Annotated in this window: 25 protein-coding genes and 1 tRNA gene; 10 read left to right on the plus strand and 16 right to left on the minus strand. The window is 74.2% G+C overall.

From position 1 onward, the window contains the following. Positions 1-46: 46 nt before the first annotated feature. The 6 genes from Sdi02f_RS02485 to mnhG are packed head-to-tail and all read left to right on the plus strand — an operon-like array spanning position 47 to position 6674. On the plus strand, positions 47-2950 hold the full coding sequence (locus Sdi02f_RS02485) for a Na+/H+ antiporter subunit A (RefSeq protein WP_030403737.1): 2904 nt from the start codon (positions 47-49) through the stop codon (positions 2948-2950). Further along, entirely contained in the window at positions 2947-3711 is a 765-nt protein-coding gene (locus Sdi02f_RS02490; RefSeq protein WP_055469288.1) for a Na(+)/H(+) antiporter subunit C, read from the plus strand. Before Sdi02f_RS02485 ends, Sdi02f_RS02490 begins: the two co-directional genes overlap by 4 nt. Next, complete coding sequence (locus Sdi02f_RS02495) at positions 3708-5390, plus strand: Na+/H+ antiporter subunit D (protein WP_031086365.1); 1683 nt, start codon at positions 3708-3710, stop codon at positions 5388-5390. The genes Sdi02f_RS02490 and Sdi02f_RS02495 overlap by 4 nt, the downstream gene beginning before the upstream one ends. After that, complete coding sequence (locus Sdi02f_RS02500; RefSeq protein ID WP_030403734.1) at positions 5387-5986, plus strand: Na+/H+ antiporter subunit E; 600 nt, start codon at positions 5387-5389, stop codon at positions 5984-5986. Before Sdi02f_RS02495 ends, Sdi02f_RS02500 begins: the two co-directional genes overlap by 4 nt. Continuing rightward, entirely contained in the window at positions 5983-6300 is a 318-nt protein-coding gene (locus tag Sdi02f_RS02505; protein WP_030403733.1) for an MrpF/PhaF family protein, read from the plus strand. Before Sdi02f_RS02500 ends, Sdi02f_RS02505 begins: the two co-directional genes overlap by 4 nt. Next, positions 6297-6674, plus strand: coding sequence for a monovalent cation/H(+) antiporter subunit G (gene mnhG, locus Sdi02f_RS02510; RefSeq protein ID WP_030403732.1), 378 nt, complete (start codon positions 6297-6299; stop codon positions 6672-6674). The genes Sdi02f_RS02505 and mnhG overlap by 4 nt, the downstream gene beginning before the upstream one ends. A gap of 12 nt (positions 6675-6686) precedes the next feature. Here mnhG and Sdi02f_RS02515 read toward each other — a convergent pair whose 3' ends face one another. The 8 genes from Sdi02f_RS02515 to Sdi02f_RS02550 form a co-directional block, all read right to left on the minus strand. Further along, positions 6687-7214, minus strand: a complete 528-nt coding sequence (locus tag Sdi02f_RS02515; protein ID WP_030403731.1) for an NUDIX hydrolase family protein — start codon at positions 7212-7214, stop codon at positions 6687-6689. 80 nt (positions 7215-7294) lie between these two features. Further along, a complete protein-coding gene (locus tag Sdi02f_RS02520) occupies positions 7295-8443 on the minus strand; it encodes an amidohydrolase family protein (protein ID WP_030403730.1) in 1149 nt (382 codons plus the stop codon). A 1-nt stretch (position 8444) separates the two neighbouring features. Beyond that, entirely contained in the window at positions 8445-9845 is a 1401-nt protein-coding gene (locus tag Sdi02f_RS02525; protein ID WP_030403729.1) for a type I glutamate--ammonia ligase, read from the minus strand. 114 nt (positions 9846-9959) lie between these two features. Further along, positions 9960-10820, minus strand: a complete 861-nt coding sequence (locus Sdi02f_RS02530) for a hypothetical protein (RefSeq protein ID WP_108932616.1) — start codon at positions 10818-10820, stop codon at positions 9960-9962. Positions 10821-10947: 127 nt separating this feature from the next. Then, a complete protein-coding gene (locus Sdi02f_RS02535) occupies positions 10948-11565 on the minus strand; it encodes an HhH-GDP family DNA glycosylase (RefSeq protein WP_108932617.1) in 618 nt (205 codons plus the stop codon). Positions 11566-11567: 2 nt separating this feature from the next. Next, positions 11568-11900: a DUF3140 domain-containing protein gene (locus Sdi02f_RS02540; protein ID WP_030403726.1), complete on the minus strand. Its 333-nt coding sequence runs from the start codon at positions 11898-11900 to the stop codon at positions 11568-11570. Then, positions 11846-12166, minus strand: a complete 321-nt coding sequence (locus tag Sdi02f_RS02545; protein ID WP_078869596.1) for a WhiB family transcriptional regulator — start codon at positions 12164-12166, stop codon at positions 11846-11848. Before Sdi02f_RS02545 ends, Sdi02f_RS02540 begins: the two co-directional genes overlap by 55 nt. Positions 12167-12244: 78 nt before the next feature. Continuing rightward, positions 12245-13054, minus strand: a complete 810-nt coding sequence (locus tag Sdi02f_RS02550) for an alpha/beta hydrolase (RefSeq protein WP_108932618.1) — start codon at positions 13052-13054, stop codon at positions 12245-12247. 163 nt (positions 13055-13217) lie between these two features. Here Sdi02f_RS02550 and Sdi02f_RS02555 point away from each other — a divergent pair, with 163 nt between their 5' ends. The 3 genes from Sdi02f_RS02555 (at position 13218) to Sdi02f_RS02565 (ending at position 16854) form a co-directional block, all read left to right on the plus strand. Next, positions 13218-14405 carry a thiolase family protein gene (locus tag Sdi02f_RS02555; protein WP_053637774.1) on the plus strand — a complete coding sequence of 396 codons (1188 nt, stop codon included), beginning with the start codon at positions 13218-13220 and terminating at the stop codon, positions 14403-14405. A 68-nt stretch (positions 14406-14473) separates the two neighbouring features. Next, positions 14474-16006, plus strand: coding sequence for a long-chain-fatty-acid--CoA ligase (locus Sdi02f_RS02560; protein ID WP_053637775.1), 1533 nt, complete (start codon positions 14474-14476; stop codon positions 16004-16006). Positions 16007-16068: 62 nt separating this feature from the next. Beyond that, positions 16069-16854 carry a sulfite exporter TauE/SafE family protein gene (locus Sdi02f_RS02565; protein WP_030403721.1) on the plus strand — a complete coding sequence of 262 codons (786 nt, stop codon included), beginning with the start codon at positions 16069-16071 and terminating at the stop codon, positions 16852-16854. Here Sdi02f_RS02565 and Sdi02f_RS02570 read toward each other — a convergent pair. From Sdi02f_RS02570 to Sdi02f_RS02580, 3 genes are all read right to left on the minus strand, one after another. Further along, positions 16781-18901 carry an MDR family MFS transporter gene (locus Sdi02f_RS02570; RefSeq protein WP_030403720.1) on the minus strand — a complete coding sequence of 707 codons (2121 nt, stop codon included), beginning with the start codon at positions 18899-18901 and terminating at the stop codon, positions 16781-16783. The genes Sdi02f_RS02565 and Sdi02f_RS02570 overlap by 74 nt on opposite strands. A gap of 70 nt (positions 18902-18971) precedes the next feature. Next, a complete protein-coding gene (gene cobF, locus Sdi02f_RS02575; protein ID WP_030403719.1) occupies positions 18972-19745 on the minus strand; it encodes a precorrin-6A synthase (deacetylating) in 774 nt (257 codons plus the stop codon). A gap of 57 nt (positions 19746-19802) precedes the next feature. Next, entirely contained in the window at positions 19803-20342 is a 540-nt protein-coding gene (locus Sdi02f_RS02580; RefSeq protein ID WP_108932619.1) for a DUF309 domain-containing protein, read from the minus strand. 99 nt (positions 20343-20441) lie between these two features. Here Sdi02f_RS02580 and Sdi02f_RS02585 point away from each other — a divergent pair. Beyond that, a tRNA-Pro gene (locus Sdi02f_RS02585) sits at positions 20442-20515 on the plus strand. 91 nt (positions 20516-20606) lie between these two features. Here the strand turns inward: Sdi02f_RS02585 and Sdi02f_RS02590 are convergent. The 5 genes from Sdi02f_RS02590 to Sdi02f_RS02610 are packed head-to-tail and all read right to left on the minus strand — an operon-like array spanning position 20607 to position 25609. Further along, on the minus strand, positions 20607-21029 hold the full coding sequence (locus Sdi02f_RS02590; protein ID WP_108932914.1) for an ankyrin repeat domain-containing protein: 423 nt from the start codon (positions 21027-21029) through the stop codon (positions 20607-20609). 53 nt (positions 21030-21082) lie between these two features. After that, complete coding sequence (locus Sdi02f_RS02595; RefSeq protein WP_030403716.1) at positions 21083-21868, minus strand: GntR family transcriptional regulator; 786 nt, start codon at positions 21866-21868, stop codon at positions 21083-21085. Between the two features lie 54 nt (positions 21869-21922). Then, positions 21923-23797 (minus strand): 3D-(3,5/4)-trihydroxycyclohexane-1,2-dione acylhydrolase (decyclizing), encoded by a 1875-nt coding sequence (gene iolD / locus Sdi02f_RS02600; RefSeq protein WP_108932620.1) that lies wholly within the window; start codon positions 23795-23797, stop codon positions 21923-21925. Next, a complete protein-coding gene (iolB, locus tag Sdi02f_RS02605; protein ID WP_108932621.1) occupies positions 23794-24687 on the minus strand; it encodes a 5-deoxy-glucuronate isomerase in 894 nt (297 codons plus the stop codon). Before iolB ends, iolD begins: the two co-directional genes overlap by 4 nt. A gap of 25 nt (positions 24688-24712) precedes the next feature. Further along, complete coding sequence (locus Sdi02f_RS02610) at positions 24713-25609, minus strand: Cgl0159 family (beta/alpha)8-fold protein (protein WP_053664223.1); 897 nt, start codon at positions 25607-25609, stop codon at positions 24713-24715. Position 25610: the final 1 nt, after the last annotated feature.

Here is a 25610-nt window from a genome sequence, read left to right on the forward strand (position 1 = left end):
GGCGTGCCTGGGCGCCCAGGCGAGATGCCCGATATATCACTGTCGGGTGTCCGTGCTCATCCTCTGCCACTTCGCGCTCGCGCTGTTCGCCGCGCCGCTGGTGAGATGGTGCGGAACCCGTGCCTTCCTCGTCCTGGCCCTGCCGCCCGCCGCGGCGACCGTCTGGGCGGCCACCCGGTGGACCACGACGGCCGCGGGCGGCACCGACACCACCGACTGGCGCTGGCTGCCCGCCTACCACGTGGACTGGGCGCTCAGACTGGACGCCCTCGCCGAACTCATGGTGCTGCTCGCCGCGGGCGTGGGCACCCTCGTCCTCGTCTACTGCGCCTCCTACTTCGACGACCGCTCCCGCCGGCTCGGCAGGTTCGCGGGAAACCTCCTCGCCTTCGCCGGGGCCATGCTCGGCCTGGTCCTCGCCGACGACCTCGTCCTGCTCTACATCTTCTGGGAACTGACCACCGTCTTCTCCTACCTGCTGATCGGCCAGACCAGCGACCACAAGCGGAACCGGCGCAGCGCCCTGCAGGCCCTCACGGTCACCGCGTTCGGCGGCCTCACCATGCTCGTCGGCCTCCTGTTCCTGGGCCACGAGGCGGGCACCTACCGCATCTCGGCGATCCTCGCCGACCCGCCGCACCCGTCGGCGGCACTGTCCACGGCGATCGTGCTGATCCTCGTCGGCGCCCTGTCCAAGTCCGCGATCTGGCCCTTCAGCCTCTGGCTGCCCAACGCGATGGCCGCCCCCACCCCGGTCAGCGCCTACCTGCACGCCGCCGCCATGGTCAAGGCCGGCGTCTACCTCGTCGCCCGGCTCGCCCCCGCCTTCGCCGACGTCCCGCCCTGGCGCCCGCTCCTGCTCGTCCTCGGCTCGGCGACGATGCTGCTGGCCGGCTGGCGGGCCCTGCGGATGAACGACCTGAAGCTCGTCCTCGCCTACGGCACCGTCAGCCAGCTCGGCTTCCTCGTCGTCCTCACCGGCGCCGGACGCCACGACACCGCCCTCGCCGCCACCGCCATGATCTGCGGGCACGCCCTGTTCAAGGCGCCGCTCTTCCTGGTCACCGGCATCGTCGACCACGCCACCGGCACCCGTGACCTGCGCAAGCTCTCCGGACTCGGACGCCGGCTGCCCGCCGTGTGCGCCGTCGCCGTGGTCGCCGGCGCGTCCATGGCGGCCGTACCGCCCCTGCTCGGCTTCGCCGCCAAGGAGGCCGCCTTCCAGTCGCTCCTGGACGGGACCACCGGCGACCGCTGGGCGCTCGCCGCGACCGTCCTCGGATCCGTCCTGACCACCGCCTACACCCTGCGCTACCTGTGGGGCGCCTTCGCCCGCAAGCCCGGCCTCCCCGACACCGACGCGCACCGCGTCTCCGCCGCCTTCCTCGCACCGCCCGCGGTGCTCGCCCTGGCCTGCCTCGTCCTGGGCCCAGGAGTGGTCTGGCTCCAGGGACTGCTGGGCACCTACGCCGGGCAGTTCCCGGAGCCCGCCCACCCCGCCCACCTGGCGCTGTGGCACGGCGCGGGCCCCGCCCTCGGCCTGTCCGGCGCGGCGTGGGCGGGCGGCGTCGTGCTCTTCCTCGCCGCGAGCCCCGTCGTGCGCGTGGGACAGCGGCTCGCCTGGCGCTCCGCGGACCTGGTCTTCGGGCGGATGCTGCTCGCCCTGGAGCGCACCGCCCTGCAGTGCACCGGGCTCGTGCAGCGCGGCTCGCTGTCGGTGTACCTGGTGACGACCATGAGCGTGGTCCTCGCCGGGCAGATCGCCGTGCTCGCCGCGGACGAGCCCTGGACCGGGGTGCCCGCCCCACGGCTCTGGGACCACCCCGCCCAGGCCGGTGTCGCCCTGCTGACCTGCGCCGCGGCCCTGCTGTGCCTGCGCGTGCGGCGCCGGATGAAGGCCGTCGTCTTCGCCGGACTCACCGGATACGGCACCGCGCTGCTCTTCGTCGCCCAGGGCGCGCCCGACCTCGCGCTCACCCAGTTCTGCGTGGAGACCGTCTCCATGATCGTCTTCGTGCTGGTGCTGCGCCGCATGCCGGTGCGCTTCGAGGAGAGCTTCAGCCGGTGGCGGCGTCTGCTGCGGATGCCGGTGGCGCTCGCGGGCGGTGCCGCCGTCGCCGTCGTCGTCTGGATCATGGCGGGGCACCGCCGGGCCGACAGCGCGGGCGCCGCGATGGTCGAGGAGACCGCGCACCACGGTCTGAAGGACGTCGTCGCCACCATCCTCGTCGACCTGCGGGCCTGGGACACGATGGGGGAGTCCGCGGTGCTCGCCGCCGCCGCGATCGGCGTCACCAGCCTCATCTACCTGCACCGCCGCGCCGAGGGCGCCGAGCAGCCCGTCCTGCCGCTGCCCGGCGACCATCCGCACGCCGGCCTGCGCACCGCCTGGCGGGCGAGCGGATACGAATCGGCGGGCCTGCCCAGCGGCGACGAAGGGGCGCCGGAGCGGACCTGGCTCGCCGCCAGCGCCACCCTCGCCCCCGAGCGCCGCTCCCTCGTCCTGGAAGTGGTCGCCCGTCTCATCTTCCACCCCGTCCTCGTCCTCTCCGTCTACCTGCTGCTGTGCGCGGAGAACCTGCCGGGCGGCGGCTTCGTGGCGGGCCTGACCGCCGGGGTCGCCTTCATCGCCCGCTACCTCGCGGGCGGGCGGCACGAACTCGCCGACGCCGTGCGCTTCAAGCCCGGCCTGTTCACCGGCCTCGGCCTGTTCCTGTCCACGGGCGTCGCGCTCGGCGGCCTCGGCGAGGGCACCGTGCTGCACGGCTGGACCTGGCACGGCCGCCTGCCCCTGTGGGGCGAGGCGCACCTGTCCACCGCCGTCCTCTTCGACTGCGGGGTCTACCTGCTCGTCCTCGGCGTCGTCCTGGACATCGTGCGGGCCCTCGGCGCCCGGATCGACCGCCAGATCGAGCGGGCCGCCCCGCGCCCGGACGGGGGCCGCGCATGACGGTGAGCCTCTCCCTGCTGGTGGCCGCCGCCGTCCTCAACGCCGTCGGCGCCACCCTGCTGCTGACCCGGTCCCTGACCCGGATCCTGCTCGGCGCCGTCGTCCTCGGCAACGGCGTCAACCTGCTGGTCCTCGCCTCCACCGGCAGCGCGGGCGACGCACCGCTGCTCTACCCGCACATCATCCGCAACCGCGTCACCGACCCGCTGCCCCAGGCCATCGCCCTCACCGCGATCGTCATCACCCTCGCCACCACCGCCTTCCTGCTCTCCATGGCCTACCGCAGTCACCAGGTCACCGGCTCCGACGAGATCAGCGACGACACCGAGGACCGGCTGGTCGCCCTGCGCGCCGAGTTCCTCGACCGCCGCGGCGAACTGCGCGACCGCTACCGCGAGGCCCGCGCCGAGGACGGCGGTGCCGACGCCGAACAGCGCGCCCGCTACCGCGCCGCCCGCAAGCGGCTGCGCCGGCGGGTCCGCGAGGAACGCGCCTACCAGGCCCGCGCCAACGAGGTCTCCGGCAACCTCTGGAACGACATCCTCGGCGCCGACCCCGAGGACTACCGGGAGGGCAGGGAACTGGGCTCCACCGACGCGGCGGGCCGCCCCGGACCGGCCCCGGCCCGGATCGCCGGACCCTCCAACGACCCCGAGGAGACCGGCCGCGAACCCGACTCCCGCCCCGGCGAGGACTCCGGCCACCCGCCGCCCGACCAGCCCGACGACCCGGGCGGCGCCGGAACGGAAGGAACCAGGTGAACGCGCTCGTCCCGCTCCCCGTCCTGCTGCCCCTGTGCGTCACGGGGATCAAGCTGGCCATCGGGCCCCGGCTGCACCGGCTCCAGCGCTTCATCAGCCTCGCCGTGCTCGGCGCCGTCCTGGTGCTCTCCGTGCTGCTGATGATCGCCGCCGACCGGCACGGCCCGCTCAGCGTGCACCTCGGCGACTTCGCGCCGCCGGTCGGCATCACCCTCGTCGCCGACCGGCTGGCCGGCCTGATGCTCACCGTCTCCAGCGCCGTCACCCTGCTCGTCCTCGTGTACTCGCTGGGCCAGGGCATGGCCGACCGCGACGACCAGGCGCCGGTCGGCGTCTTCCACCCCGCCTACCTCATCCTCGTGGCCGGCGTCTCCTGCACCTTCCTCGCCGGGGACCTCGTCAACCTCTACGTCGGCTTCGAGATCATGCTCGTCGCCAGCTTCGTGCTGCTCACCATCGGCGGCACCGCGACCCGCATCCGGGCCGGATCGACGTACGTGATCATCTCGCTGTTCTCCTCCGTGCTCTTCCTGATCGCCATCGCCATGACCTACGCGGTCGCCGGCACCGTGAACTTCGCCCAGCTCGCCCAGCGGCTGCAGGAGGTGCCGCTCGGCGTGCGCACCCTGCTGGAGGCGATGCTGCTGACGGTCTTCGCCATCAAGGCGGCCGTGTTCCCGCTCGCCGCCTGGCTGCCCGACTCCTACCCGACCGCCCCCGCCCCGGTCACCGCGGTCTTCGCCGGACTGCTGACCAAGGTGGGCGTGTACTCGATGCTGCGCACCGAGACGCTTCTCTTCCCCGGCCACCGCCTCGGCGACCTGCTGCTGCTCGCCGCGCTCGCCTCCATGCTCGTCGGCATCCTCGGCGCGGTCGCCCAGACCGACCTGAAGCGGGTGCTGTCCTTCACCCTCATCAGCCACATCGGCTACATGGTCTTCGGCATCGCGCTCGCCGCACGCGGCTCCCTCAGCGGCGCGATCGTGTACGTGGCCCACCACATCACCGTGCAGACCACCCTGTTCCTGGTCGCCGGGCTCATCGAGCGGCGCGACGGTACCACCGAACTCACCCGTCTCGGCGGCCTGGCCAAGGCGGCGCCCCTGCTCGCCGTGCTGTTCTTCGTACCCGCCATGAACCTCGCCGGCATTCCGCCGCTGTCCGGGTTCATCGGCAAGCTCGGCCTGATGCGGGCCGGCATCGAGGCCGGCGGAAGCTGGGCCTGGGCGCTCGTCGCCGGGTCGGCGGCCACCAGTCTGCTCACCCTCTACGTCATGGCGAAGGTCTGGAACCTCGCGTTCTGGCGCGACGCGCCGCCCGGAGCCGAGGAGGAGGGCGTGGTGCTGGAGTCCGCCGAGGACGACGAGCCGGGCGACGACGAGGACGACGAGGAGGGGAGGGCGGCCGGTCCCGGCGGGGGCACCGGCCCGGGCCGGGACACCGGCACCGGGAGCGGGCTGCCGGTGCCCGCGGGCGCCGTGGTCGCCGCGGGCTTCCTGGGCCAGTCCATCACCACCACCAAACGCCTGCCCTGGCCCATGCTGGCGGCGACCGGCGCCGCCGTCGCCCTCGGCCTGTCGTACACGGTGCTCGGCGGCCCCCTCACCACCTTCACCCAGGCCGCCGCCACCGAACTCCTCGCCCGTACCCCCTACATCGAGGCGGTGCTCGGCCGGTGAGCAACCTCTTCCGCGACCGCTCTCCCTACAGCTGGTCCTTCCGCGTCGGCCGCGGCCGGCGCGTGCTCGACCTGCCGCTCGTCGGCTGGCTGACCGTCATCTGGATCCTGCTGTGGGGCACCCCCTCATGGGCCAACCTCGTCAACGGCGTCCTCGTCGCGGTCTGCCTGTGCCTGGCCTTCCCGCTGCCCGCCGTCGACATCGGCCTCAGGCTGCGTCCCCTGGGCATCCTGCGCCTCGCCGCCTACCTGCTGTACGACATGTTCTCCTCCAGCGTCGAGGTCACCCGGCAGATCTTCGCCAAGGGCCCCTACCACGCGGCGGTCGTGGCGGTCCCGCTGCGGGTGCGCAGCGACCTCATGCTCACCGCCACCGCCGTCGCCGTCTCCAACGTCCCCGGCGGCTCCGTGATCGAACTGCGCCGGTCGACGGCCACCCTGTTCCTGCACGTCCTCGACGCGGGCAGACCGGGCGAGATCGAGGGCGCCCAGCGGCAGGTGTGGCGCATGGAGGCACTCGTCGCCCGCGCCTTCGGCACCGCCGAGGACATCGCCGACGCCGCCCGTCCCGTACCGGAAGGTGACCCCTCGCCGTGACCACCCTGCACACCGCCGAAGACGCCGTGCTCGTCGCCTCGCTCGCGATGATCCTCGTCGCGGGCGCCCTGCTGCTGTACCGGATCTGGTACGGCCCCTCGATGCTCGACCGGGCCGTCGCCCTCGACGTGCTCGCGGCGCTCATCATCGCCGGCATCGGCGTCAAGGCCGCCCACGACCGGGACTCCTTCTACTTCCCGGTGATGCTGGTGCTCGCCTTCCTCGGCTTCACCGGCTCGGTGGGCATCGCCCGCTTCATCGCCGCACGCGACCGGCCCGCCGTACGGCCCGACGGCACGCAGGACCACCGGTGAACGCCTGGGCCGAGGCCGCCGACCTGGCCGGAACGGTGCTGCTGTTCCTCGGCTGCCTGCAGTGCCTGCTCGGGGTGATCGGGATGGTCCGCTTCCCCGACGTGCTCTCCCGCAGCCACGCCGCGACCAAACCGCAGACGCTCGGGATGCTCCTCGTCCTCGCCGGGGTGGGACTGCGCCTGCGCCACGGCACCGACGTGGGCACCCTCGCGCTCATCGTCTTCTTCCAGTTCCTCACCAGCCCCGTCGCCTCCCACCTGGTGGCCCGCTCGGCCTACCGCACCGGGCAGACCGGGTCCCGGGGTCTGCTGCGGGACGACCTGGACCCGCAGCTCAGCGACGGGAACGACGACGGCGAGGGCCGGCAGGGGTGACCGCCCGCGGGGTCAGCCCACGCAGCCCACGTGCGCCAGCGCCTGCTTCAGCAGCACCCCGTGCCCGCCCGGCATCTCGCTCTGCACCGCCTCGGACAGCGCCTCGCGCGGATCGAACCAGACCAGGTCCAGGGCGTCCTGCCGGGGCCGGCAGTCACCGGTCACCGGCACGACGTAGGCGAGCGAGACCGCGTGCTGCCGGGGGTCGTGGTAAGGCGTGACTCCGTGCGTCGGGAAGTACTCGGCCACCGTGAACGGCTGGAGCGAGGACGGCACCCGGGGCAGCGCCACCGGGCCGAGGTCCTTCTCCAGGTGACGCAACAGGGCGTCCCGGACCCGCTCGTGGTGCAGCACCCGCCCGGAGACCAGCGTGCGGCTCACCGTCCCGTCCGGTCCGATGCGCAGGAGCAGGCCGACGCTCGTGACTTCGCCGCTGTCGTCCACACGGACGGGCACGGCCTCGACGTACAGGATCGGCATGCGGGCGCGTGCCATCTCCAGCTCGTCCGTCGTCAGCCAGCCCGGCGTGGTCTCGGTCATGTCAGACATCGCTTGATCATACTTTCAGCCGTTCGAGAGTCCCGGGCGGCGCTCCGGGACTGTGACCCGTCCCACGCCGCTCAGCCGTCGTCAGCGGGGCCGCCGGGCAGCCCGTAGACCCGGCGGGCGTTGTCCCGCCCGGTCCAGCGGGCGATCCGCAGCGCGTCCGGCAGGGACAGCTCGTCGGCGTCCAGCCGCTCCTGCAACAGCCCGGCCAGGCCCTGGCGGAAGGAGAGCGCCCCCAGGTGGTGGAACTCGGCCACGCCGTAGGCGTCGGAGCTGTACAGCAGCTTGCGGAACGGGGTGATCTCCAGCGCCTCCGCGAGGACCGCGCCCGCCCGGGCGGGGCCGACGTGGTGCAGGGCGAGCCCCACGTCCAGGTACACGCGCTCGAAGACCGCCGACAGGTAGGCCGCCTGGCGCTGGTAGGGCCAGCAGTGCAGCAGCAGGACCGGGATCGTCCCGGCGGTCAGGTGCAGCCAGTCGGTCAGCAGCGTGGGGTCAGCCCGGTGCAGGCGGAGGTCGCTGTCCCCGAACCCCGTGTGCAGTTGCAGGGGGCGCCCGAGGTCCACGGCGGTCCACAGCAGGTCCCGCACGAGCACCGGGTCGCCGAGCCGGCCGCCGCCGCCCGCGAGCCAGCGCCGGGCCGCCTCCGTCACCTCGGCGGGCGAGGGGCGGGCCGGATCCAGGACGAAGCCGGTGCGGTAGGCCGCCACCGACTTGACGCCCACCACGCCCGGCCGCCGTACCGCCTCCCAGGCGGCCGTGCGGAACGCCCGCGCGTAGTCGTCCGGTTCGACGCCGCCCGCCGCCACCGCCTCCGCGACCGTCTCCAGCCGGACCACCTCGTACGCCGTCGCGCCCGCCGCCCCGGCCAGTTCGGCCGGGGCGGTCACCGGGTGCGGGGCGTACCCCGTGTCCACGCAGAACACGCCGGTGCCCGCGGCCCGCAGGAACCGCCGGTTCACCTCGGCGCCGCCCAGCTCCGACCGCCGGGCCAGGTACGCGTCGGCGGGCGCGTGCCGCGGCAGGTCCAGCAGGGGCGCGCAGTGCCGGCGCACGGCGAGACCGGCCGGGGTGTCGAAGGCGGACACGCCGGGCCACGCCTCGCCCTCGGTGAGCAGCGACTCGAAACCCGCGCGGCCCAGGTCGCCGGTGACCGCGCCGTGGCAGTGGTGGTCCACCAGTTCCAGCGCGGCGAGACGCTCGTGCACGGGCCCGGCGGCCATCTCAGTACTTCCAGCGGTAGGCCGCCGCCACGCCGTCGTCGTCCAGCCCCTCGGCCGCCCGGGCCTCGCCCAGCCGTACGGCGGTGACCGCGTCGGCCAGCACCGGGCCCAGCGCGGTCCTGAGCACGTCGTCCGCGCGGAACGCCGCCACCGACTCCGCGAGCGAGACCGGCAGCCTCCGCACGCCCCGGGCCGCCGCCTCGGCGGGGTCGAGCCGGGCCGGGTCGCCGGTGGTCTCCTCGGGCAGCGGCGCGCACGCGGCGAGCCCGTCGAGACCCGCGGCGATCACCGAGGCGAGGGCGAGGTAGGGGTTGGCGGCCAGGTCGACCGGTTTGACCTCCAGATTGGCCGCGCGGTCGCGGATCCCGGTGGTGCCGGTGACGATCCGCAGGGCGGCCTCGCGGGTCTCCCGGCCCCAGGCGGTGAACACCCCCGCCCACTGCGAGGGGCGCAGCCGCAGCGCGCTGGCCGGGCTCGGCGCGGTCACCGCCGTGAGCGCCGGGAGCCGGCCGAGGACGCCGGCCACGAAGGACTCGGCCTCGGCGGTCATGCCGTGGCGGCCCGCGCCGCCCGCGTGCAGGTTCCTCCCGTCGCGCCAGGCGGAGAGGTGGAGGTGCCCGCCGTTGCCGACGCCCCGGCCGAGGACCGCCGGGGCGAAGGAGACGCGCAATCCGTGCCGCCGGGCCACCGCCCGGATCGTCTGCCGCACCAGCAGACTGTGGTCGGCCGCCGCCACCGGGTCGAGCGCGCCCACCGAGATCTCGAACTGCCCCGCCGCGTACTCGGGATGGAACTGCTCCACGTCCACGCCCTGCGCCGCGAGCGCCGCCAGCAGGTCGGCGGCGCAGTCGCTCAGCTCGATCTGCCGGACGGCCCCGTACGCCGGTCCGGACACCGCCGGGACGAACGCGTCGCCCTCCGCGTCGCCCCGGCCCACGACCCACTCGATCTCCAGGGCGGCCTTGAAGGCGACGCCGTGGCGCTCGGCGGCCCCGGCCACGGTCCGGCGCAGGACGGTGCGCCCGCACGCCGGATGGGGTGCGCCCTCCTGCGTGATCCGGTCGACCGGCGCCCACGCCCAGCCCGGTTGCGCGGCCAGCACGGTCAGGCGGCCGAGGTCGGGGTAGAGGCGCAGATCGCCGTCGGGGGAGCCGAGGACGTCCGTGGTGACGATCGAGTCGTCGGCCAGGAAGGTGTCGAAGACCGGTGACATCCCGACGCCCCAGGCCGAGGCCGAGGGGAGCTTCGCGGTGGGCACGGTCTTCACCCGGGTGATCCCGGCCGTGTCGACGTACGCCAGCACGACGCCGTGCACGCCCTGCCCGGTCAGCTCGGCGCTCAGCGCGGTGGCCCGCTCGACCTCACCGGGGCGCCCGCCGGGCACGGGGTCGCTCTCGCTCACGTGTCGGCTCCTTCGCGCGTGCGCCGTCCGTCGCGGACCATTGTGCCGTCCGGTGATCACCCTGTCCGGGTTTCGCCGGATGTGCGCACGACGCGGTGGAAGCCGACCCGGGGGTCAGTCCAGGTTGGTGGGCTGCGGATCGGGGGTCCCGCCGTCCAGGACGGTCTTCAGGCGCTCGGTGCCCTGGCGCACGCCCCGCTCGACGGAGGAGGACTGGCCGCCGTCCAGCCCGCCGGCCGTGATGGTGAGGGCCGAGGTGTCGACGCGTACGGCGGCGACGTCCAGGGTGAGCGTGACCGGGGTGCCGCCGGGGTCGCCCTGCACCGTCACGTGCAGGCCCTGGCGGGCGTCGCCCACGTCGGGCACCGAGGCCTCGGTCACCTGGACCGTGCGCTTGGCGCCGCCGGAGCCGGTCGCGGTGAACTCGTCGCAGGTCTGCGGCAGGGAGGCCATCCACTTCAGGCGGTCGTCGAGGCCGGCCCGGTCGTAGCCCGCGACCTGCTCCAGGAGCCGGGAGTCGCCCTGCTCGAAGCCGGTGAGCGCCGACGGCCCCGACGGCCGGCCCAGCAGGTTGTCGCGGTAGAGCCCGTCGAGCAGTTGCTGACAGTCCGCCGCCGCGCCCTTCGCGGTGAGGAAGGCGGCCACGTCGACCTTGCCGAGGAGCAGCCGGTCGCGCCACGTGTCCGCGCCCGCGACCTGGTTCCAGTCCTCCTCGATGTCGGCCTCCGTGATGAGGGCGGCCTTGGCGCCGGACTCGGTGAGGGTGCCCGGGGAGGCGCCGGGGGACGTGCTGGGGGAGCCGCTCGGGGTCTGCCGCGCCGCGTTCCGCTCGGCGACCCCGGCCTGTTCGGCGGCGGTGTCCGAAGCGCTCCCCGACCCGGAGCCCTCCGAGCAGGCCGCCGTGGTCAGCAGCGCGCCCGCCGCCAGGGCGCAGGACAGGAGACGGACGGGGTGGGACGACGGACGACGGCTCATCGCGGCATGCCTCCTGGGGCGGGAACGGTCTCCTCAGCGCATCACCGGGGCCGGGGACGCACCAGCGCAGGGGGCTGTCCGGGTGAGGGCCGGCTCTCGCGCGGGGAGGCGCACGTCCGCCCGTGGCTCAGCCGCCCACCGCCGCCCGCACCAGCGCCGCCGCGAGGACGGCCGGTTCCGTCTCCCCGGCCAGGGCGAGGAGCCGGTCCGTCTCCCCGGGCAGACCGAGGCGCTCGGCGCCCTGGAGGGCCTTGCGGTCCAGGTAGGGGGCCGCCTGCGGCCAGACGCGCTGGGCCTCCCGCAGGAAGATGTCGGCGCCGGTCGGTCCCACGCCGGAGAACTCCTGGAGCAGCCGCCGGACTTCGGAGACGTCGCCGTCCGCCTCGTCGCGCAGCCTGCGCAGGTCGCCGCCCCACCGCTCGGTCAGCAGGTCGGCGGCCTCGCCGAGCTGGGTGGCGGTGCGCTCGTCGTAGCGCCGGTAGCCGCCCCGGCCGAGGGCGTCCACCCGCTCCTGCCAGCCGGCGCCGGCCATGCGGCGCGGGTCGCGCAGCCCCGCCTCGCTCAGGGCGCGGGTGGCGGCGACGGCGATGGAGGCGCTGATGCGGGCGCTGAGCAGGTGCGCGAGGACCAGCAGCCGGTACAGCGGCTGCGGGGTGTCCTTGAGGCGGATGCCCGCCTCCTCGGCGTACGTCTGCCCGTGCGCGTCGACGAGTTCGCGCACGGTCCGCCGTTGGTCGCGGCTCATGGTCAGGGCTTCAGCGGGTCGTGACCGACCGTCATGAGCCGGTGCCGCAGACCGGTGTCGTCGGACGCGGGCTCGTTCTCCAGGTCCGTCTGCGAGGTCACGGTGTCCACGACCTTGCGCATGGCGCGCAGGTCGTCCTCCGTCAGGTCGGTGCGCCGCTTCTGCAGGATCGCGAGGACGTGCTGCCCGAGGGGCGGACCGGCGTCGTCCGGCAGCGGCTCGGTCAGTTCGCCGGAGTCGCGCACCCGGAGCCAGTCCGCGAGTTCCGCGGAGGTCATGTTCACCACGCGGTGGAAGTCCTCCCACAGCGCGTCGAGTTCGAGGGCGTCGGCCATGAGGTGTCCCTCATTTCGTCGTGCGTACGTGCCTGTTGGGCGGTCAGCCGGAGCAGCGCGGCCCGCTCCGCCTCGTCGGTGCCGCCCCACACGCCCGAGGTCTGCCCCGACTCCAGCGCGAACGTCAGGCACTCGGGGGTCACCGGGCATCCGGCGCAGACCCGCTTGGCGGCCGCCGTGTCCCGCAGGGCGGGCCCGGCGGTGCCCACCGGGAAGAACAGATCGGGGTCCTCATCCACGCAGGCGGCGCGGCGCAACCACTCCATGCGGGCGCGGGTGCCCTTGGGGCGCATGGGCAAACGTCCGGGTGCCCCGGGGAAGGCCGTGGCGGGCGCGGCGCCGCGTCAGCGGGCGAGCACGGCGTCCAGGAAGCGCGTGAGGTCCGCGAACACCTCCGCGCGGTTGGTCTCGTTGAAGAGCTCGTGCCGGGCGCCCGGGTAGATCCGCTCGGTCAGGTTCCCGCCGCTCAGTGTCTCGACGCCGGTGCGGCTGCCGGACAGCGGCACCAGCCGGTCGTCGTCCCCGTGCACCCACAGCAGCGGCAGCGCGCCGACGTCGCCGCCCCCGGCCACCGTCTCCAGCGTCCGCACGAACGCCTCCAGGGTCGGCCGCTTCATCGGCCCGTGCCAGACCAGCGGATCCGCCGCGTACGCCGCGCCGACCGCCGGGTCCCGCGAGAGGGAGGCCGGGCTGACGGGCGTGTCGGGGATCTCCTCCAGGGCGAGCAGCCGGCGGGGCAGCTCCCAGTCGCCGATGACGGGCCCGGACAGCACCAGCGCCGCCAGCTCGCCGGGGTGGCGCTGGGCGTAGCGGGCGGCGACGAGCCCGCCCATCGAGTGTCCGACCATGACGACCGGCAGGCCCGGATGGGCGGCCCGGGCGAGTTCCGCCACGGCGTGCACGTCGGTGACCACGTCCTCGAAGTCCTCGATCACCACCCGCTCGCCGTCCGAGCGCCCGTGCCCGGTGTGGTCCGGGGCGTAGACCGCGGCGCCGTGACCCGTGAGGACGCCCGCCACCTCCTCGTAGCGCCCGGAGTGCTCGCCGTACCCGTGGACCAGCAGCGCGACGTGGCCGGGGGCCTCGGCGGGCCACTTGCGGACGGCGACGCGTCCCCGCGTTCCGGTCAGGGTGTGCTGGCGGGTCCCGGCCATGTCTCCTCCGGCTGTGTCGGTGGCGGTCGTCCGGAGGATCTTCCCAGGACGGCGGCGGGCGGTCTATAGTCCAAAACTAGCAGTGCTAATTAAGGTTCGCGGTGGTCGACGCGGCGGCGGCACGCCGTCCGGCGACCGCGCGACGACGGTCAGGAGTCCTCCCGTGCGCCCCGTCCACTTCGCGGCCGCCCGCCGCACCCCGATCGGCAAGCTGCGCGGTGCCCTGTCGACCGTACGGCCCGACGACCTCGCCGCCGCGGTGATCCGGGGCCTGGTCGCCGACGTCCCCGCGCTCGACCCGGCCCGTGTCGACGACGTGTACTGGGGCGCCGCCAACCAGGCGGGCGAGGACAACCGCAACGTCGCCCGGATGGCCGCCCTGCTCGCGGGCCTGCCCGAGACCGTCCCCGGCGCCACCGTCAACCGGCTGTGCGCCTCCGGCCTCGAAGCCGTCACCGCCGCCGCCCGCACCATCGCCGCCGGTGAGGCCGAGATCGTGCTCGCCGGCGGTTCCGAGTCCATGAGCCGCGCCCCCTTCGTGCTGCCCCGCCCCGACGAGGCGCTGCCGCACCGCATCGAGACCGCCGACACCCGGCTCGGCTGGCGCCTGGTCAACCCGGCGATGAAGGACCTGCACGGCCTGCTGGCCATGGGCGAGACGGCCGAGGAGGTCGCCGGGCGGTACGGCGTCCCGCGCGAGCGCCAGGACGCGTTCGCCCTGCGCAGCCACCGCCTGGCCGCCGAGGCCCGGAAGAACGGTCACTTCGACGACGAGATCCTCCCCGTCGAGCGCCCCGACGGCGTGCGCGTCGACACCGACGAATGCGTCCGCGAGGACACCTCCCTGGAGAAGCTCGGCCGCCTGAAGCCCGTCTTCCGCCCCGGCGGCACGGTCACCGCGGGCAACGCCTCCCCGATGAACGACGGAGCCGCCGGACTCCTCCTGGTCAGCGAGGAGGCCCTGAACGACCTCGGCCTGGAGTCGCTGGGCCGCTACGTCGCCGGCGGCTCGGCCGGCGTCCATCCGGACGTCATGGGCATCGGCCCGGTCCCCGCCACCCGCAAGGTCCTCGCCCGGGCCGGCTGGAGCGTCGACGACCTCGCGGAGGCGGAGTTCAACGAGGCGTTCGCCGCCCAGGCCCTGGCCTGCGTCGACCAGCTCGGCATCGATCCCGGCCTGGTCAACCCCACCGGCGGCGCCATCGCGCTGGGCCACCCGCTCGGCTGCTCCGGCGCCCGCATCCTCACCACCCTGCTCCACCGCATGCGCCGCACGGGAGCCGGCCGCGGGCTGGCCACGATGTGCGTCGGCGTGGGGCAAGGCAGCGCGGTCCTCGTCGAACGCCCCTAGGACCGCCCGCCCAGCCGTAGAGCCACCCCCCTCTGCAGAGCCGCAGCAAGGAAACGGAGCAACACCCCATGGCAACCCTCTCCGTCGCCGCCGTCCTCGCCGAGAACGCCCGGCGCCGTCCCGACAAGGAGGCGCTGGTCGAGGGCGACCTGCGCCTGACCTTCGCCGAGGTGTGGCGGCGGGCCCGCGCCCAGGCGGGCGCCCTGGCCGGCCTGGACGTCCGGCCGGGGGACCGGGTGGCGCTGATGGCACCGAACACCGCCGACTTCCCCGTCGCGTACTACGCCGTCGCCGCGGCCGGTGCCGTCGTCGTGCCGGTGCACCTGCTGCTGTCGGCGGCCGAGGTCGAGCACGTCCTGCGCGACAGCGGGGCCACCCTGCTCCTGTGCCACCCCGCGCAGGCGGAGACCGGGGCCGCCGCCGCGCGGGCGACCGGCGTACGGATGCTCACGCTCGGCGACGGGTCCGAGTTCGGCCGGCTCGCGGCGGACGCCGAGCCCCTGCCCTCGTACGTCACCCGTAACGCCGACGACCCGGCCGTCGTCTTCTACACCAGCGGCACCACCGGCGTCCCCAAGGGCGCCGTGCTCAGCCACTTCAACCTGGTGATGAACGCGACGGTCAACGCCTTCGACGCCAACGACATCCGGCCCGACGACGTCGCGCTCGGCGCGCTGCCCCTCTTCCACGCCTTCGGCCAGACCGTCTCCCTGAACTCCACCTGGCGGGCGGGCGCCACCCTCGTCCTGCTGCCGCGCTTCGACGCGGCGCGCGCGATCGAGCTGATGGTCAAGGAGAACGTCAACACCTTCCACGGGGTGCCGACCATGTTCGTCGCCCTCGCCGCCGCGGCCCCCGGCGCCGAGGCACTGCCGGAGCTCCGGGTGTGCGTCTCCGGCGGCGCCTCCCTCCCGGTGGCCGTCCTGGAGCGGTTCGAGGAGGCGTTCGGGGCGAAGATCTATGAGGGGTACGGACTGTCGGAGACCTCTCCGGCGGCGGCCGTGAACCAGCCGGTGTTCGGCGCGCGGCCCGGCACCATCGGCCACCCGCTGTGGGGCGTGGACGTGGAGATCGCCCGCGCCGAGGCGGAGGACCGCGTCGAACTGCTGCCGCCCGGCGAGCTGGGCGAGGTCGTCGTCCGCGGCCACAACGTCTTCTCCGGCTACCTCGGCCGCCCCGAGGCCACGGCGGAAGCCCTGGTCGACGGCTGGTTCCGCACCGGGGACCTGGGCACCAAGGACGACGAGGGGTTCCTCAGGATCGTCGACCGGAAGAAGGACGTCATCATCCGGGGCGGCTACAACGTCTACCCGCGCGAGGTCGAGGAGGTGCTGATGCGCCACCCCGGCATCGCGCAGGTCGCCGTCATCGGGCTCCCGGACGACCTGCACGGCGAGGAGGTCTGCGCCGTCGTCGTGCGCGCCCCGGACCGGGCACCGGACGCCGCCGAGGTCACCGAGTGGTCCAAGGAGCACCTCGGCCGGCACAAGTACCCGCGCCGGGTGGAGTTCGCGGACGAGCTGCCGCTCGGGCCGAGCATGAAGATCCTGAAGCGGGAGCTGCGCGTGCGGTACGCCGGCCGCACGGGATCGGGACGCTAAGGATCAAGGGGCGAGACGGTGCTTACGGCGCCGGCCGGGTGCGCATAGCATCGGTCCCCGCCATGGACACCATCACGCTCGGGCACCTCACCGGCTGGCAGTTCGCCGCGCTCGCCTTCGCGGCCCTGCTCGTCGGTTTCTCCAAGACCGCGGTGAGCGGGGCCAACACGGTCAGCCTCGCGATCTTCGCGGCGGTCCTGCCCGCCCGCGCCTCCACCGGCATCCTGCTGCCGGTGCTGATCGCCGGTGACGTCCTGGCCGTCCTCACCTACCGGCGCCACGCGCACTGGCCCACGCTGTGGCGGCTGTTCCCGGCGGTCGGCGTGGGCGTGGTCGTCGGCACGCTGTTCCTGGTGCGGGCGGACGACGCGGTCGTGCGCACGTCGATCGGCGTGATCCTGCTGTTCATGGCCGGGGTGACGGTGTGGCGCCGGCGGCAGGCCGACGCCGCCGGGGCGGACGCCGGGCAGCCGGACGGGGTCGCTTCGCGCGCCGGCCGTGCGAAGGCCCGTTCGTACGGCGTCCTGGGCGGGTTCACCACGATGGTCGCGAACGCGGGCGGCCCGGTGATGTCGATGTACCTGCTGTCCGCGGGGTTCCGGAAACTCGGCTTCCTGGGCACGTCGGCGTTCTTCTTCCTGATCGTCAACGTCTCCAAGCTCCCCTTCAGCGCGGGCCTCGGCCTGATCGACGGCCACTCGCTGCTGCTCGACGCGGCGCTGGTCGTCTTCGTGGTGCCCGGCGCGTTCCTCGGCAAGTGGGCCGTGGACCGGATCAACCAACGCCTGTTCGAGCGTCTGGTGATCGCGGCGACGGTTGTGGGCGGTCTGCAGCTCCTGCTCGCCTGATCCGCTGGGGCAGACCGTTGCTGAGATCTTCCACCAGCAGGCGCTTGGCGATGGCGTCGAGGGCGGCGCGCAGCTCGTCGTCCGTCGGCCGCCCGACGTCCCGCTCCACCCGGTCCTCCAGCCAGGTCGCCCAGGCCCGGCCGATCACGAGGGCCTCGCGGGCGCCCGCGTCGGTGTGCGAGAGCAGGGAACCGTGCCGGGTCAGGAACCCCTCCTCCACCATCCGGTCGAAGACCGGCAGCAGCACCTCCGGCGGCAACCGGCGCCGGGCCGCGATCAGGCCGAGGCTCGCGTGCCCGACCAGCCGCGTGAACAGCTCGACCTGCATCACCGCCCAGGCGCCGGCGACGTCCAGCCGGGTGTCGCTGTCCGCGATGATCCGGCGCGCGGTGTCCAGTTCCGTACTGCCGATGATCTTCCCGACGGACGCCTCCAGGGTCCGCCTGCTGCTGGCGTCGTGCGGTGAGGCGAAGCCCTCGCCCATGTCCGTGGAGCCCGCCCGGGCGCTGTCGCGCAACGGGACCTGCCTGAGGAACAGGGCGACCACGAAGCCCAGGACCGCGACCGGCACCGTCCACAGGAACACGGTCTGGATGGTGTCCGCGTACGCTTCGACGATGGGCGCCGACGCCGGGGCCGGCAGCCGGTGCACGCCCTCCGGACTGGTCGAGGCCCCGGCGATCACCGACGGATCGGCGGCACCGGTGCGGACCGCGGCGCCGACGCCGTCCCGCAGGTGGGGGCCGAGCGCGTTGGCGTAGATCGTGCCGAACACGGCGGTGCCGAAGGAGCTGCCCAGCGTGCGGAAGAAGGTGACGCCGGAGGTCGCGGTGCCGAGGTCGGAGTACTCCACCGTGTTCTGCACGGCGATGGTCAGCACCTGCATGGACAGGCCGATCCCGGTGCCCAGCACGAACATGTACAGCGATTCGAGCCCCGCGCCCGTGGCCGGGCCCATCAGCGACATCAAGTACAGGCCCGCGCCCATCACCAGCGTGCCCGCGATCGGGAACAGCCGGTACCGCCCGGTCTTGCTGACCACGTTGCCGCTGAACACCGAGGCGATCAGCAGGCCCGCCACCATCGGCAGGGTCCGCACCCCGGAGACGGTGGCCGAGTCGCCGTCCACGTACTGCAGATACGTCGGCAGGTACGTCAGCGCGCCCAGCATGGCGAAACCGACGATGAAGCTGAGGACCGAGCAGACCGTGAACACCGGATTGGAGAACAGCCGCATCGGCAGCATCGGTTCGGCCGCCCGCGTCTCCGCCCAGCAGAACAGGCCGAGCGCGGCCAGCCCGCCCGCGAACAGCCCGACGATCACCGCCGAGCCCCACGCGTACTCGTTGCCGCCCCAGCTCGTCGCCAGGATCAGCGCGCTCGCGCCGATCGCCACCAGCGCGATGCCCAGGTAGTCGATGACGGGACGGGCCGCCGCCTTCACCACCGGGATGGTCCGGGCGGCGGCGATCACCACGACGACCGCGATCGGCACGTTGACGTAGAACGCCCAGCGCCAGGACAGATGGTCGGTGAACAGCCCGCCCAGCAGCGGTCCGACGACCGTCGCGACCCCGAAGACCGCGCCGATCGCGCCCTGGTACTTGCCCCGCTCCCGCAGCGGGATGACGTCGGCGATCAGCGCCATCGCCGTCACCATCAGGCCGCCCGCGCCGACGCCCTGGACCGCCCGCCAGACGATCAGCAGCGGCATGTTCGTCGCCAGCCCGCACAGGAACGAGCCGGTGATGAACACGACCGCGGACACCTGGAAGACCACCTTGCGGCCGAACAGGTCGCCGAACTTGCCGACCAGCACCGTCGCCACGGTCTCCGCGAGCAGGTACGAGGTCACCACCCAGGACATGTGCTGGGCACCGCCCAGGTCCGACACGATCGTGGGCAGCGCGGTGCCCACGATCGTCTGGTCCAGGGCCGCGAGCAGCATGCCGAGCATGATCGTGACGAAGACGACGTTGCGGCGCCGACGGTCCAGCACGGGCGGCTGGACGGCGGCGGTCCGTGGCGCTTCCTCGGCGACTGTCACGCGGCCACGATCACACCGGTGCACCGGCCACGCATGCGGGGCGGGGCCGCCCGGGTACGCGCCGGGCCGGTCAGCGCTCGCCGGGGTTGCGCCGCAGCAGGTAGGTGTCCATGATCCAGCCCTTGCGCTCGCGCGCCTCGGCGCGCAGCCGCTCGATGCGGGGCGCCGCCTCGGCGATCGGGCCGGAGTCGAGTATCTCGTCCGGGGTGCCCAGGTAGGCGCCCCAGTAGATGTCGATGTCCTGGTCCGCGTACCGCCGGAAGGTCTGGTGGGCGTCGAGCATCACGACGACGTCGTCCGCGTCCTCGGGGAAGCCCTCGGCCAGCCGCCGCCCGGTGGTGATCTGCACCGGCCGCGCCACCCGGTTCAGCCCGGTCCGGTGCCGGGCGACCAGGGAGGAGACGCTGCTGATGCCGGGCACCACGTCGTACTCGAACGCCACCGTGCCGCGCTCCAGGATCTCCTCCAGGATGCCCAGCGTGCTGTCGTACAGCGCGGGGTCGCCCCACACCAGGAACGCGCCGGTCTCGTCCTCGCCCAGCTCCTCCGCGATCAGCCGCTCGTAGATGCCGGCGCGGGCACTGCGCCAGTCCCCGACGGCCGGGGAGTACGCCGCGCCGCCCGCGCCGCGGTCACGCTCGGGGTCGCGCGCCTCGACGACGCGGTAGGTCCCCTCCGGCAGGTGCGTCTCCAGCATGTCCCGGCGCAGCCGCACCAGGTCGGCCTTGGCCTCGCCCTTGTCCAGGACGAAGAACACGTCCGTGCTCCGCAGCGCCCGCACCGCCTGGAGGGTGAGCTGCTCGGGGTCGCCCGCGCCGATACCGATCACATGAATTGTCCGCACGCCACGAGTCTGCCGTACGCCACCGACCACGCTCCGCCCGGGCCGCCCCGGCCGGACTCAGCCCCGCAGCCGGGGTGCCCGCGCCGCCGCGTCCACGGACCCCCCGCCCTTCACCTCACCGGCCAGCTCCCGGGCCCACCCGGCGACCGCTCCGAGGTCCATCCCGTACGGCCGCTGCCGCCCGGACCCCGACGCCGCCCACTCGGTCACGGCGCCCGCCCCGCGCCGCAGCAGCCTGGCCCCGCCGGTGACGTTGCCGCGCGCCGCGTGCGTCAGCCCGACGGCGAGCTGGGCCAGTCCGCGCCACAGCTCCCGCTCCTCGTCGGGCCCCGACTTCCAGGCGTCCTCGAACACCTCGTGGGCGTGGAACGGCTTGCCCTCGTCCAGCAGCCGCTGCGCCTCGGCGACCGTCTCCGCCGGGGCCCGGACGACGCCCTCGGGCTGGCGCGGCACGCCGTCGGAGCCGTACGGCAGGGGCCGCCCGAGTCCGTCCCGCGGCCGGGCGTTGCGGGCGCGGCCCGCGTCGTCGCGGTCCCGTCCGGCCTCCGGGCGGCCGGGGTCGGTGCTGTCCATGGGGCTGTCGGCAGGGCGGTCCATGGGCCGATTGTCCCTCGCCGGAGCCCGCTTAGGCATCGCCCGGTGGGTGGGGTAAAGTGCTGTCCGCGTGATCGCGCGGTGCACCGCGCGTGAGCACACCGGGACGTGGCGCAGCTTGGTAGCGCACTTGACTGGGGGTCAAGGGGTCGCAGGTTCAAATCCTGTCGTCCCGACGGTGTGAAGGGCCTTCACGGACACGAGTCCGCGAAGGCCCTTTCTGTGTCGTCCCCCTGCTGTTCCCCCCGCCGTGGTTGCCGCCGGCGGTCAGTCCCTGGGCAGCGCCCCCGCCGCGAGCAGCAGGTCGGCCGTCTCCTGGTGCGGGCCGTTCGACGCCCACTGCAGCGGCGTCCAGCCGGTGCCGTGGTCCTCGCGCAGGTTCGGGTCGGCTCCGTGCTCCAGCAGCGCGCGGACGGTCTCCGTGTGCCCCCAGCAGGCCGCCCCGCACAGCGGAGTGCCCTCCGAACCGATTCCGCTCTCCGTGTCCGGCCGGGCCCCGGCCGCGAGCAGGAGGCGGACGATGCCTGTCTCCCCGCCCACGGACGCGAGGTACAACGGGGTGCTTCCGGCGGAGTCGGCGGTCTCGGCCGGTGCTCCGGCCCGCAGGGCGGCCCGGACCCGTGAGACGTCACCGGTCAGCGCGGCGCCGGCGAGACGTCGGGACAGTTTCTTGCGCTTTCGCCAGTTCACCCGTTCCACCCTAGGCGGCGGGCGGGGCCGTTGCTCCCGTCGCGGTCGTCCGGTCAGCTCCTGGCCAGCAGTTGGAAGTCGAACGCGTACCGGGAGGCGCGGTAGACGTGCGTCCCGTACTCGACCGCCCGCCCGGTGTCGTCGTACGCGGTGCGCTGCATGGTGAGCAGCGCGGCGCCCTCCTGCTCGCCGAGGCGCTCGGCCTCCTCGGGGCGGGCGATGCGGGCGCCGACGGTCTGGCGGGCGCTGTGCAGGGTGATGCCGGACGCGCGCATCATCCGGTACAGGCCGGTCGACTCCAGCCGGGCGTCGTCGAGTTCCAGCAGGTCCGCCGGAAGGTAGTTGCACAGCATCGCCACCGGCCGGCCGTGGGTGAGGCGCAGCCGCTCCAGGACGGTGACCTCGGTGCCCTCCGCGAGACCGAGGGCCGTCGCGACCTCGGCCCCGGCCGGGACGCGCTCGTTGCGCACCACCCGGGTGCCGGGGCCCTGTCCGGCCGCCTCCAGGTCGTCGTAGAGACTGCTCAGTTCCAGCGGGCGCCTGACCTGGCTGTGCACCACCTGGGTGCCGACCCCGCGCCGCCGGACCAGCAGTCCCTTGTCGACCAGGGACTGGATGGCCTGGCGGACGGTCGGCCGGGACAGGCCGAGGCGGACGGAGAGGTCGACCTCGTTGCCCAGCAGGTTCCCCGGGGCGAGCACGCCGTGTCCGATCGCTGCTTCGAGCTGCTGGGCCAACTGGTAGTAGAGCGGCACCGGACTGCTCCGGTCCAGGGCGAAGTCCATGGTGCCGGTCGCGGGGGCGGTCACGGCACGTGCGGGGTCGCCGGTCTTCGCCATGGACGTACCTCCCTTGCGTCGGTGACGGGCTGTGCGGGCGGGGGGGCGGAGGGCTCAGAGGTGGTGGCGGCGGTCGGCGACCGCGCGCTCGTAGGCCTCGCGCGCGCCGGTGGCGGCCTCGCGGGCCGACACCTCGGCCACCGGCACGTCCCACCAGGCCGCCGCGGGCGGCGCGGCCGACGGCGGCGCCGTCTCGACGTACACGCACGTCGGCCGGGTCGCCGTCCGGGCCGTCGCCAGCGCCTCGCGCAGCTCACGCACCGTCTTGGCGCGCAGCACGTCCATGCCGAGGCTGGCCGCGTTGGCGGCGAGGTCGACGGGGAGCGGGGCACCGGTGAAGGAGCCGTCGGCGACGCGGTGGCGGTAGTCGGTGCCGAAGCGCTCGGCACCCACCGACTCGGAGAGGCCGCCGATGGACGCGTAGCCGTGGTTCTGCACCAGGACCAGCTTCACCGGCAGGTTCTCCTGGACGGCCGTGACGATCTCCGTCGGGTTCATCAGGTACGTGCCGTCGCCGACCAGGGCCCACACGGGCGTGCCGGGCGCGGCCTGCTGGACGCCGAGCGCGGCCGGGATCTCGTAGCCCATGCAGGAGTAGCCGTACTCCAGGTGGTACTGGCGCGGGGAGCGGGCCCGCCACAGCTTGTGCAGGTCGCCGGGGAGCGAGCCGGCCGCGTTGATCACGACGTCCTCGTCGCCGACGACCGCGTCCAGCGCGCCCAGCACCTGCGTCTGCGTCGGCACCGCGCCGTCGTCCTCGGCCCGGAAGGCGGCCTCCACCGTCTCCTCCCAGCGGGCCTTGCCCGCCCGGTACTCGGTCTCGTACGCCGCGTCCACACGATGGCCGGACAGCGCCTCCGCCAGCGCTGAGAGCCCCGCCCGCGCGTCGCACACCAGGGTGCCGGCGGCGAGCTTGTGGGCGTCGAAGGCGGTGATGTTGAGGTTCAGGAAGCGGACGTCCGGATGCTGGAAGAGGGTGCCGGAGGCGGTGGTGAAGTCCGAGTAGCGGGTGCCGACGCCGATCACCAGGTCGGCGGTGCGGGCGAGTTCGTCGCTCACCGCGGTGCCGGTGTGCCCGATGCCGCCGAGGTCGGCCGGGTGGTCGTGGCGCAGCGCCCCCTTGCCCGCCTGGGTGGAGGTGACCGGGATGCCGGTGGCGTCCACCAGCTCCCGCAGGGCTCCTTCGGCCTCGCTGTGGTGGACGCCGCCGCCCGCGACGATCAGCGGGCGGGCGGCGGCCCGGACCGCCCGGACGGCGTCGGCCAGTTCCGCCGGGTCGGGCGCGGGGCGGCGCACCCGCCAGACGCGGTCGGCGAAGAACTCCTCCGGCCAGTCGTACGCCTCCGCCTGCACGTCCTGCGGCAGCGCCAGGGTGACCGCGCCGGTCTCCGCCGGGTCGGCCAGCACACGCACGGCCTTCAAGGCGGAGGCGAGCAGCGCCTCGGGGCGGGTGATCCGGTCGAAGTACCGGGAGACGGGCCGCAGGGCGTCGTTGACCGACACGTCGGCCTCGACGGGGTGCTCCAGCTGCTGGAGCAGCGGGTCGGCGGCGTGCGAGGCGAAGTAGTCGCCGGGCAGGAGCAGGACCGGCAGGCGGTTGATGGTGGCGAGGGCGGCGCCGGTGACCAGGTTGGTCGCGCCGGGGCCGATGGACGTCGTCACCGCCTGCGCGGACAGGCGGTTGAGCTGGCGGGCGTGGCCGACGGCCGCGTGCACCATGGCCTGTTCGCTGCGGCCCTGGTGGTACGGCATCGCGTCCCGGTACTCGACGAGCGCCTGGCCGAGACCGGCCACGTTGCCGTGGCCGAAGATGCCCCAGGTGCCCGTGATCAGCCGGCGCCGCACGCCGTCGCGCTCGGTGTACTGCGCGGCCAGGAAGCGCACCAGGGCCTGGGCGGTGGTCAGTCGGCGGGTGGCGGCGGCGCTCATGCGGACCTCTCCGGTGCGGTGTAGAGGGGGAGCCGGGGGTCGACCGGCTGCTCGGGCCAGGTGTCGCGGATCCAGGCGTGGCCGGGATGGTCGCTGATCAGCCAGGCACGCTCGGCCTCCGGCCCGGCCATGACGTTGAGGTAGTACATGTGGTGCCCGGGGACCGCCATCGACGGTCCGTGCCAGCCGTCGGGGATCAGGACGACGTCCCCGTCGCGCACTTCGGCGAGGACGTCGGTGCCCCCTCCCCGCCCGGACGGCGAGACCCGCTGGTAACCGAGGCCCGGGATGCCCGCGTGGTCAGTGAACTCGAAGTAGTAGATCTCCTCCAGCACCGACTCCTCGCCGGGGCGGTGCTCGTCGTGCTTGTGGGGCGGGAAGGAGGACCAGTTGCCGCCCGGCGTGAGGACCTCCACCGCGATCAGCCTGTCGCACGCGAACGTCCCCGCCGCGGCGAAGTTGTTGACCTGCCGCGAGCAGGTGCCGGTGCCCCGCAGCTCCACCGGCACCTCGGAGGCCGGTCCGTAGCGGGCGGGCAGGCGGCGGGTGCAGCGCGCGCCGGTCAGGGCGAACCGGCCGCCGCCGGAGGACGTCAGCGTCGTACGGGCCTCGCGCGGCACGTAGGCGAAGTCGGTGACGCCGGCGAACACGCCCTCGCGCCCGGTCAGTTCGAAGGTGTCCTCGCCCGACTCGTCGGTGGCCCGGACCGTGCAGCCGCCGCTCAGCGGCAGGACGATCCACTCGCTCTCGCCGCTGTCGAAGGTGTGGCTGCCGCCGGGCGGCAGGCGCACCACCCGCAGACTGCTGTAGCCCCAGCCGGCGCTCTCGGGGGTCACGTCCACGGCGTACGGGCCGTCCGCCGCCTCGCCCGCGGGAAGGTGATAGGTCATCGTCCGGTCCTCCGCCTCGTCTCGGTCACAGCAGTCCGACGGCCGTGTCCACCGCCTCCTCCACGCTGCCCCCGGCCGGGTAGAGCAGCGAGCGGCCGACGACCATGCCCTGCACGGTGGGCAGCCTCAGGGCCTTGCGCCAGCGTTCGTAGGCCGCGCTCTGGTCCGCCGGGGTTCCTCCTATGTCGCCGCCCAGCAGCACGGTGGGCAGCGTGGAGGTCTCCAGGACCTCGGCCATGTCGTCCGGGTCCCGGGTGACGGGCAGTTTCAGCCAGGTGTAGGCGGAGGTGCCGCCCAGGCCCGAGGCGATGGCGATGGAGCGGGTGACGGCCTCGGCGGACAGGTCGTTGCGGACCCGCCCGTCGATCCGGCGGGATATGAACGGCTCGACGAACAGGGGGAGCCGGCGCGCGGCCATGGCGTCCACCGCGCGGGCGCCGGCCTCCATCGTGGCCAGCGAGCCGGGGTCGTCGTAGTCGATGCGCAGCAGCAGCTTGCCCGCGTCGAAGCGCAGGCGGGCGATGTCCTCGGCGCGGTGGCCGGTGAAGCGGTCGTCCATCTCGAAGGCGGCGCCCGCCAGGCCGCCCCGGTTCATCGAGCCCATGACGACCTTGTTCTCCAGCACGCCGAGCAGCAGCAGGTCCTCCAGCACGTCGGCGGTGGCGAGCACTCCGTCGACGCCGGGCCGGGACAGCGCGGTGCACAGGCGTTCCAGCAGGTCGGCGCGGTTGGCCATGGCGAGTGCGCGGTCGCCGACGCCGAGCGCGCCGCGCGCCGGATGGTCGGCGGCCACGATCATCAGGCGGCCGGAGTCGCCGATCAGCGGGCGGCGCACCCGGCGGGCCGCGGCCTCGGCGATCGCCTCCGGGTGCCGGGCCCGGACCGCGGTGAGGTCCGGGATGCTGGAGATGCTGGGGGACAAG

The sequence above is a fragment of the Streptomyces ardesiacus genome (assembly GCF_003112575.1).
GTDB classification, from domain to species: Bacteria; Actinomycetota; Actinomycetes; order Streptomycetales; family Streptomycetaceae; genus Streptomyces; species Streptomyces ardesiacus.

Coding starts and splice junctions, on each gene's coding strand:
- Sdi02f_RS02490 (WP_055469288.1), top strand. CDS start 2,947: ATGACGGTGAGCCTCTCCCTGCTGGTGGCCGCCGCCGTCCTCAACGCC.
- Sdi02f_RS02515 (WP_030403731.1), bottom strand. CDS start 7,214: ATGACCGAGACCACGCCGGGCTGGCTGACGACGGACGAGCTGGAGATG.
- Sdi02f_RS02595 (WP_030403716.1), bottom strand. CDS start 21,868: ATGGCGAAGACCGGCGACCCCGCACGTGCCGTGACCGCCCCCGCGACC.
- Sdi02f_RS02530 (WP_108932616.1), bottom strand. CDS start 10,820: ATGAGCCGTCGTCCGTCGTCCCACCCCGTCCGTCTCCTGTCCTGCGCC.
- Sdi02f_RS02535 (WP_108932617.1), bottom strand. CDS start 11,565: ATGAGCCGCGACCAACGGCGGACCGTGCGCGAACTCGTCGACGCGCAC.
- Sdi02f_RS02520 (WP_030403730.1), bottom strand. CDS start 8,443: ATGGCCGCCGGGCCCGTGCACGAGCGTCTCGCCGCGCTGGAACTGGTG.
- Sdi02f_RS02560 (WP_053637775.1), top strand. CDS start 14,474: ATGGCAACCCTCTCCGTCGCCGCCGTCCTCGCCGAGAACGCCCGGCGC.
- iolB (WP_108932621.1), bottom strand. CDS start 24,687: ATGACCTATCACCTTCCCGCGGGCGAGGCGGCGGACGGCCCGTACGCC.
- Sdi02f_RS02540 (WP_030403726.1), bottom strand. CDS start 11,900: ATGGCCGACGCCCTCGAACTCGACGCGCTGTGGGAGGACTTCCACCGC.
- iolD (WP_108932620.1), bottom strand. CDS start 23,797: ATGAGCGCCGCCGCCACCCGCCGACTGACCACCGCCCAGGCCCTGGTG.
- Sdi02f_RS02565 (WP_030403721.1), top strand. CDS start 16,069: ATGGACACCATCACGCTCGGGCACCTCACCGGCTGGCAGTTCGCCGCG.
- Sdi02f_RS02545 (WP_078869596.1), bottom strand. CDS start 12,166: ATGGAGTGGTTGCGCCGCGCCGCCTGCGTGGATGAGGACCCCGATCTG.
- Sdi02f_RS02550 (WP_108932618.1), bottom strand. CDS start 13,054: ATGGCCGGGACCCGCCAGCACACCCTGACCGGAACGCGGGGACGCGTC.
- Sdi02f_RS02580 (WP_108932619.1), bottom strand. CDS start 20,342: ATGGACCGCCCTGCCGACAGCCCCATGGACAGCACCGACCCCGGCCGC.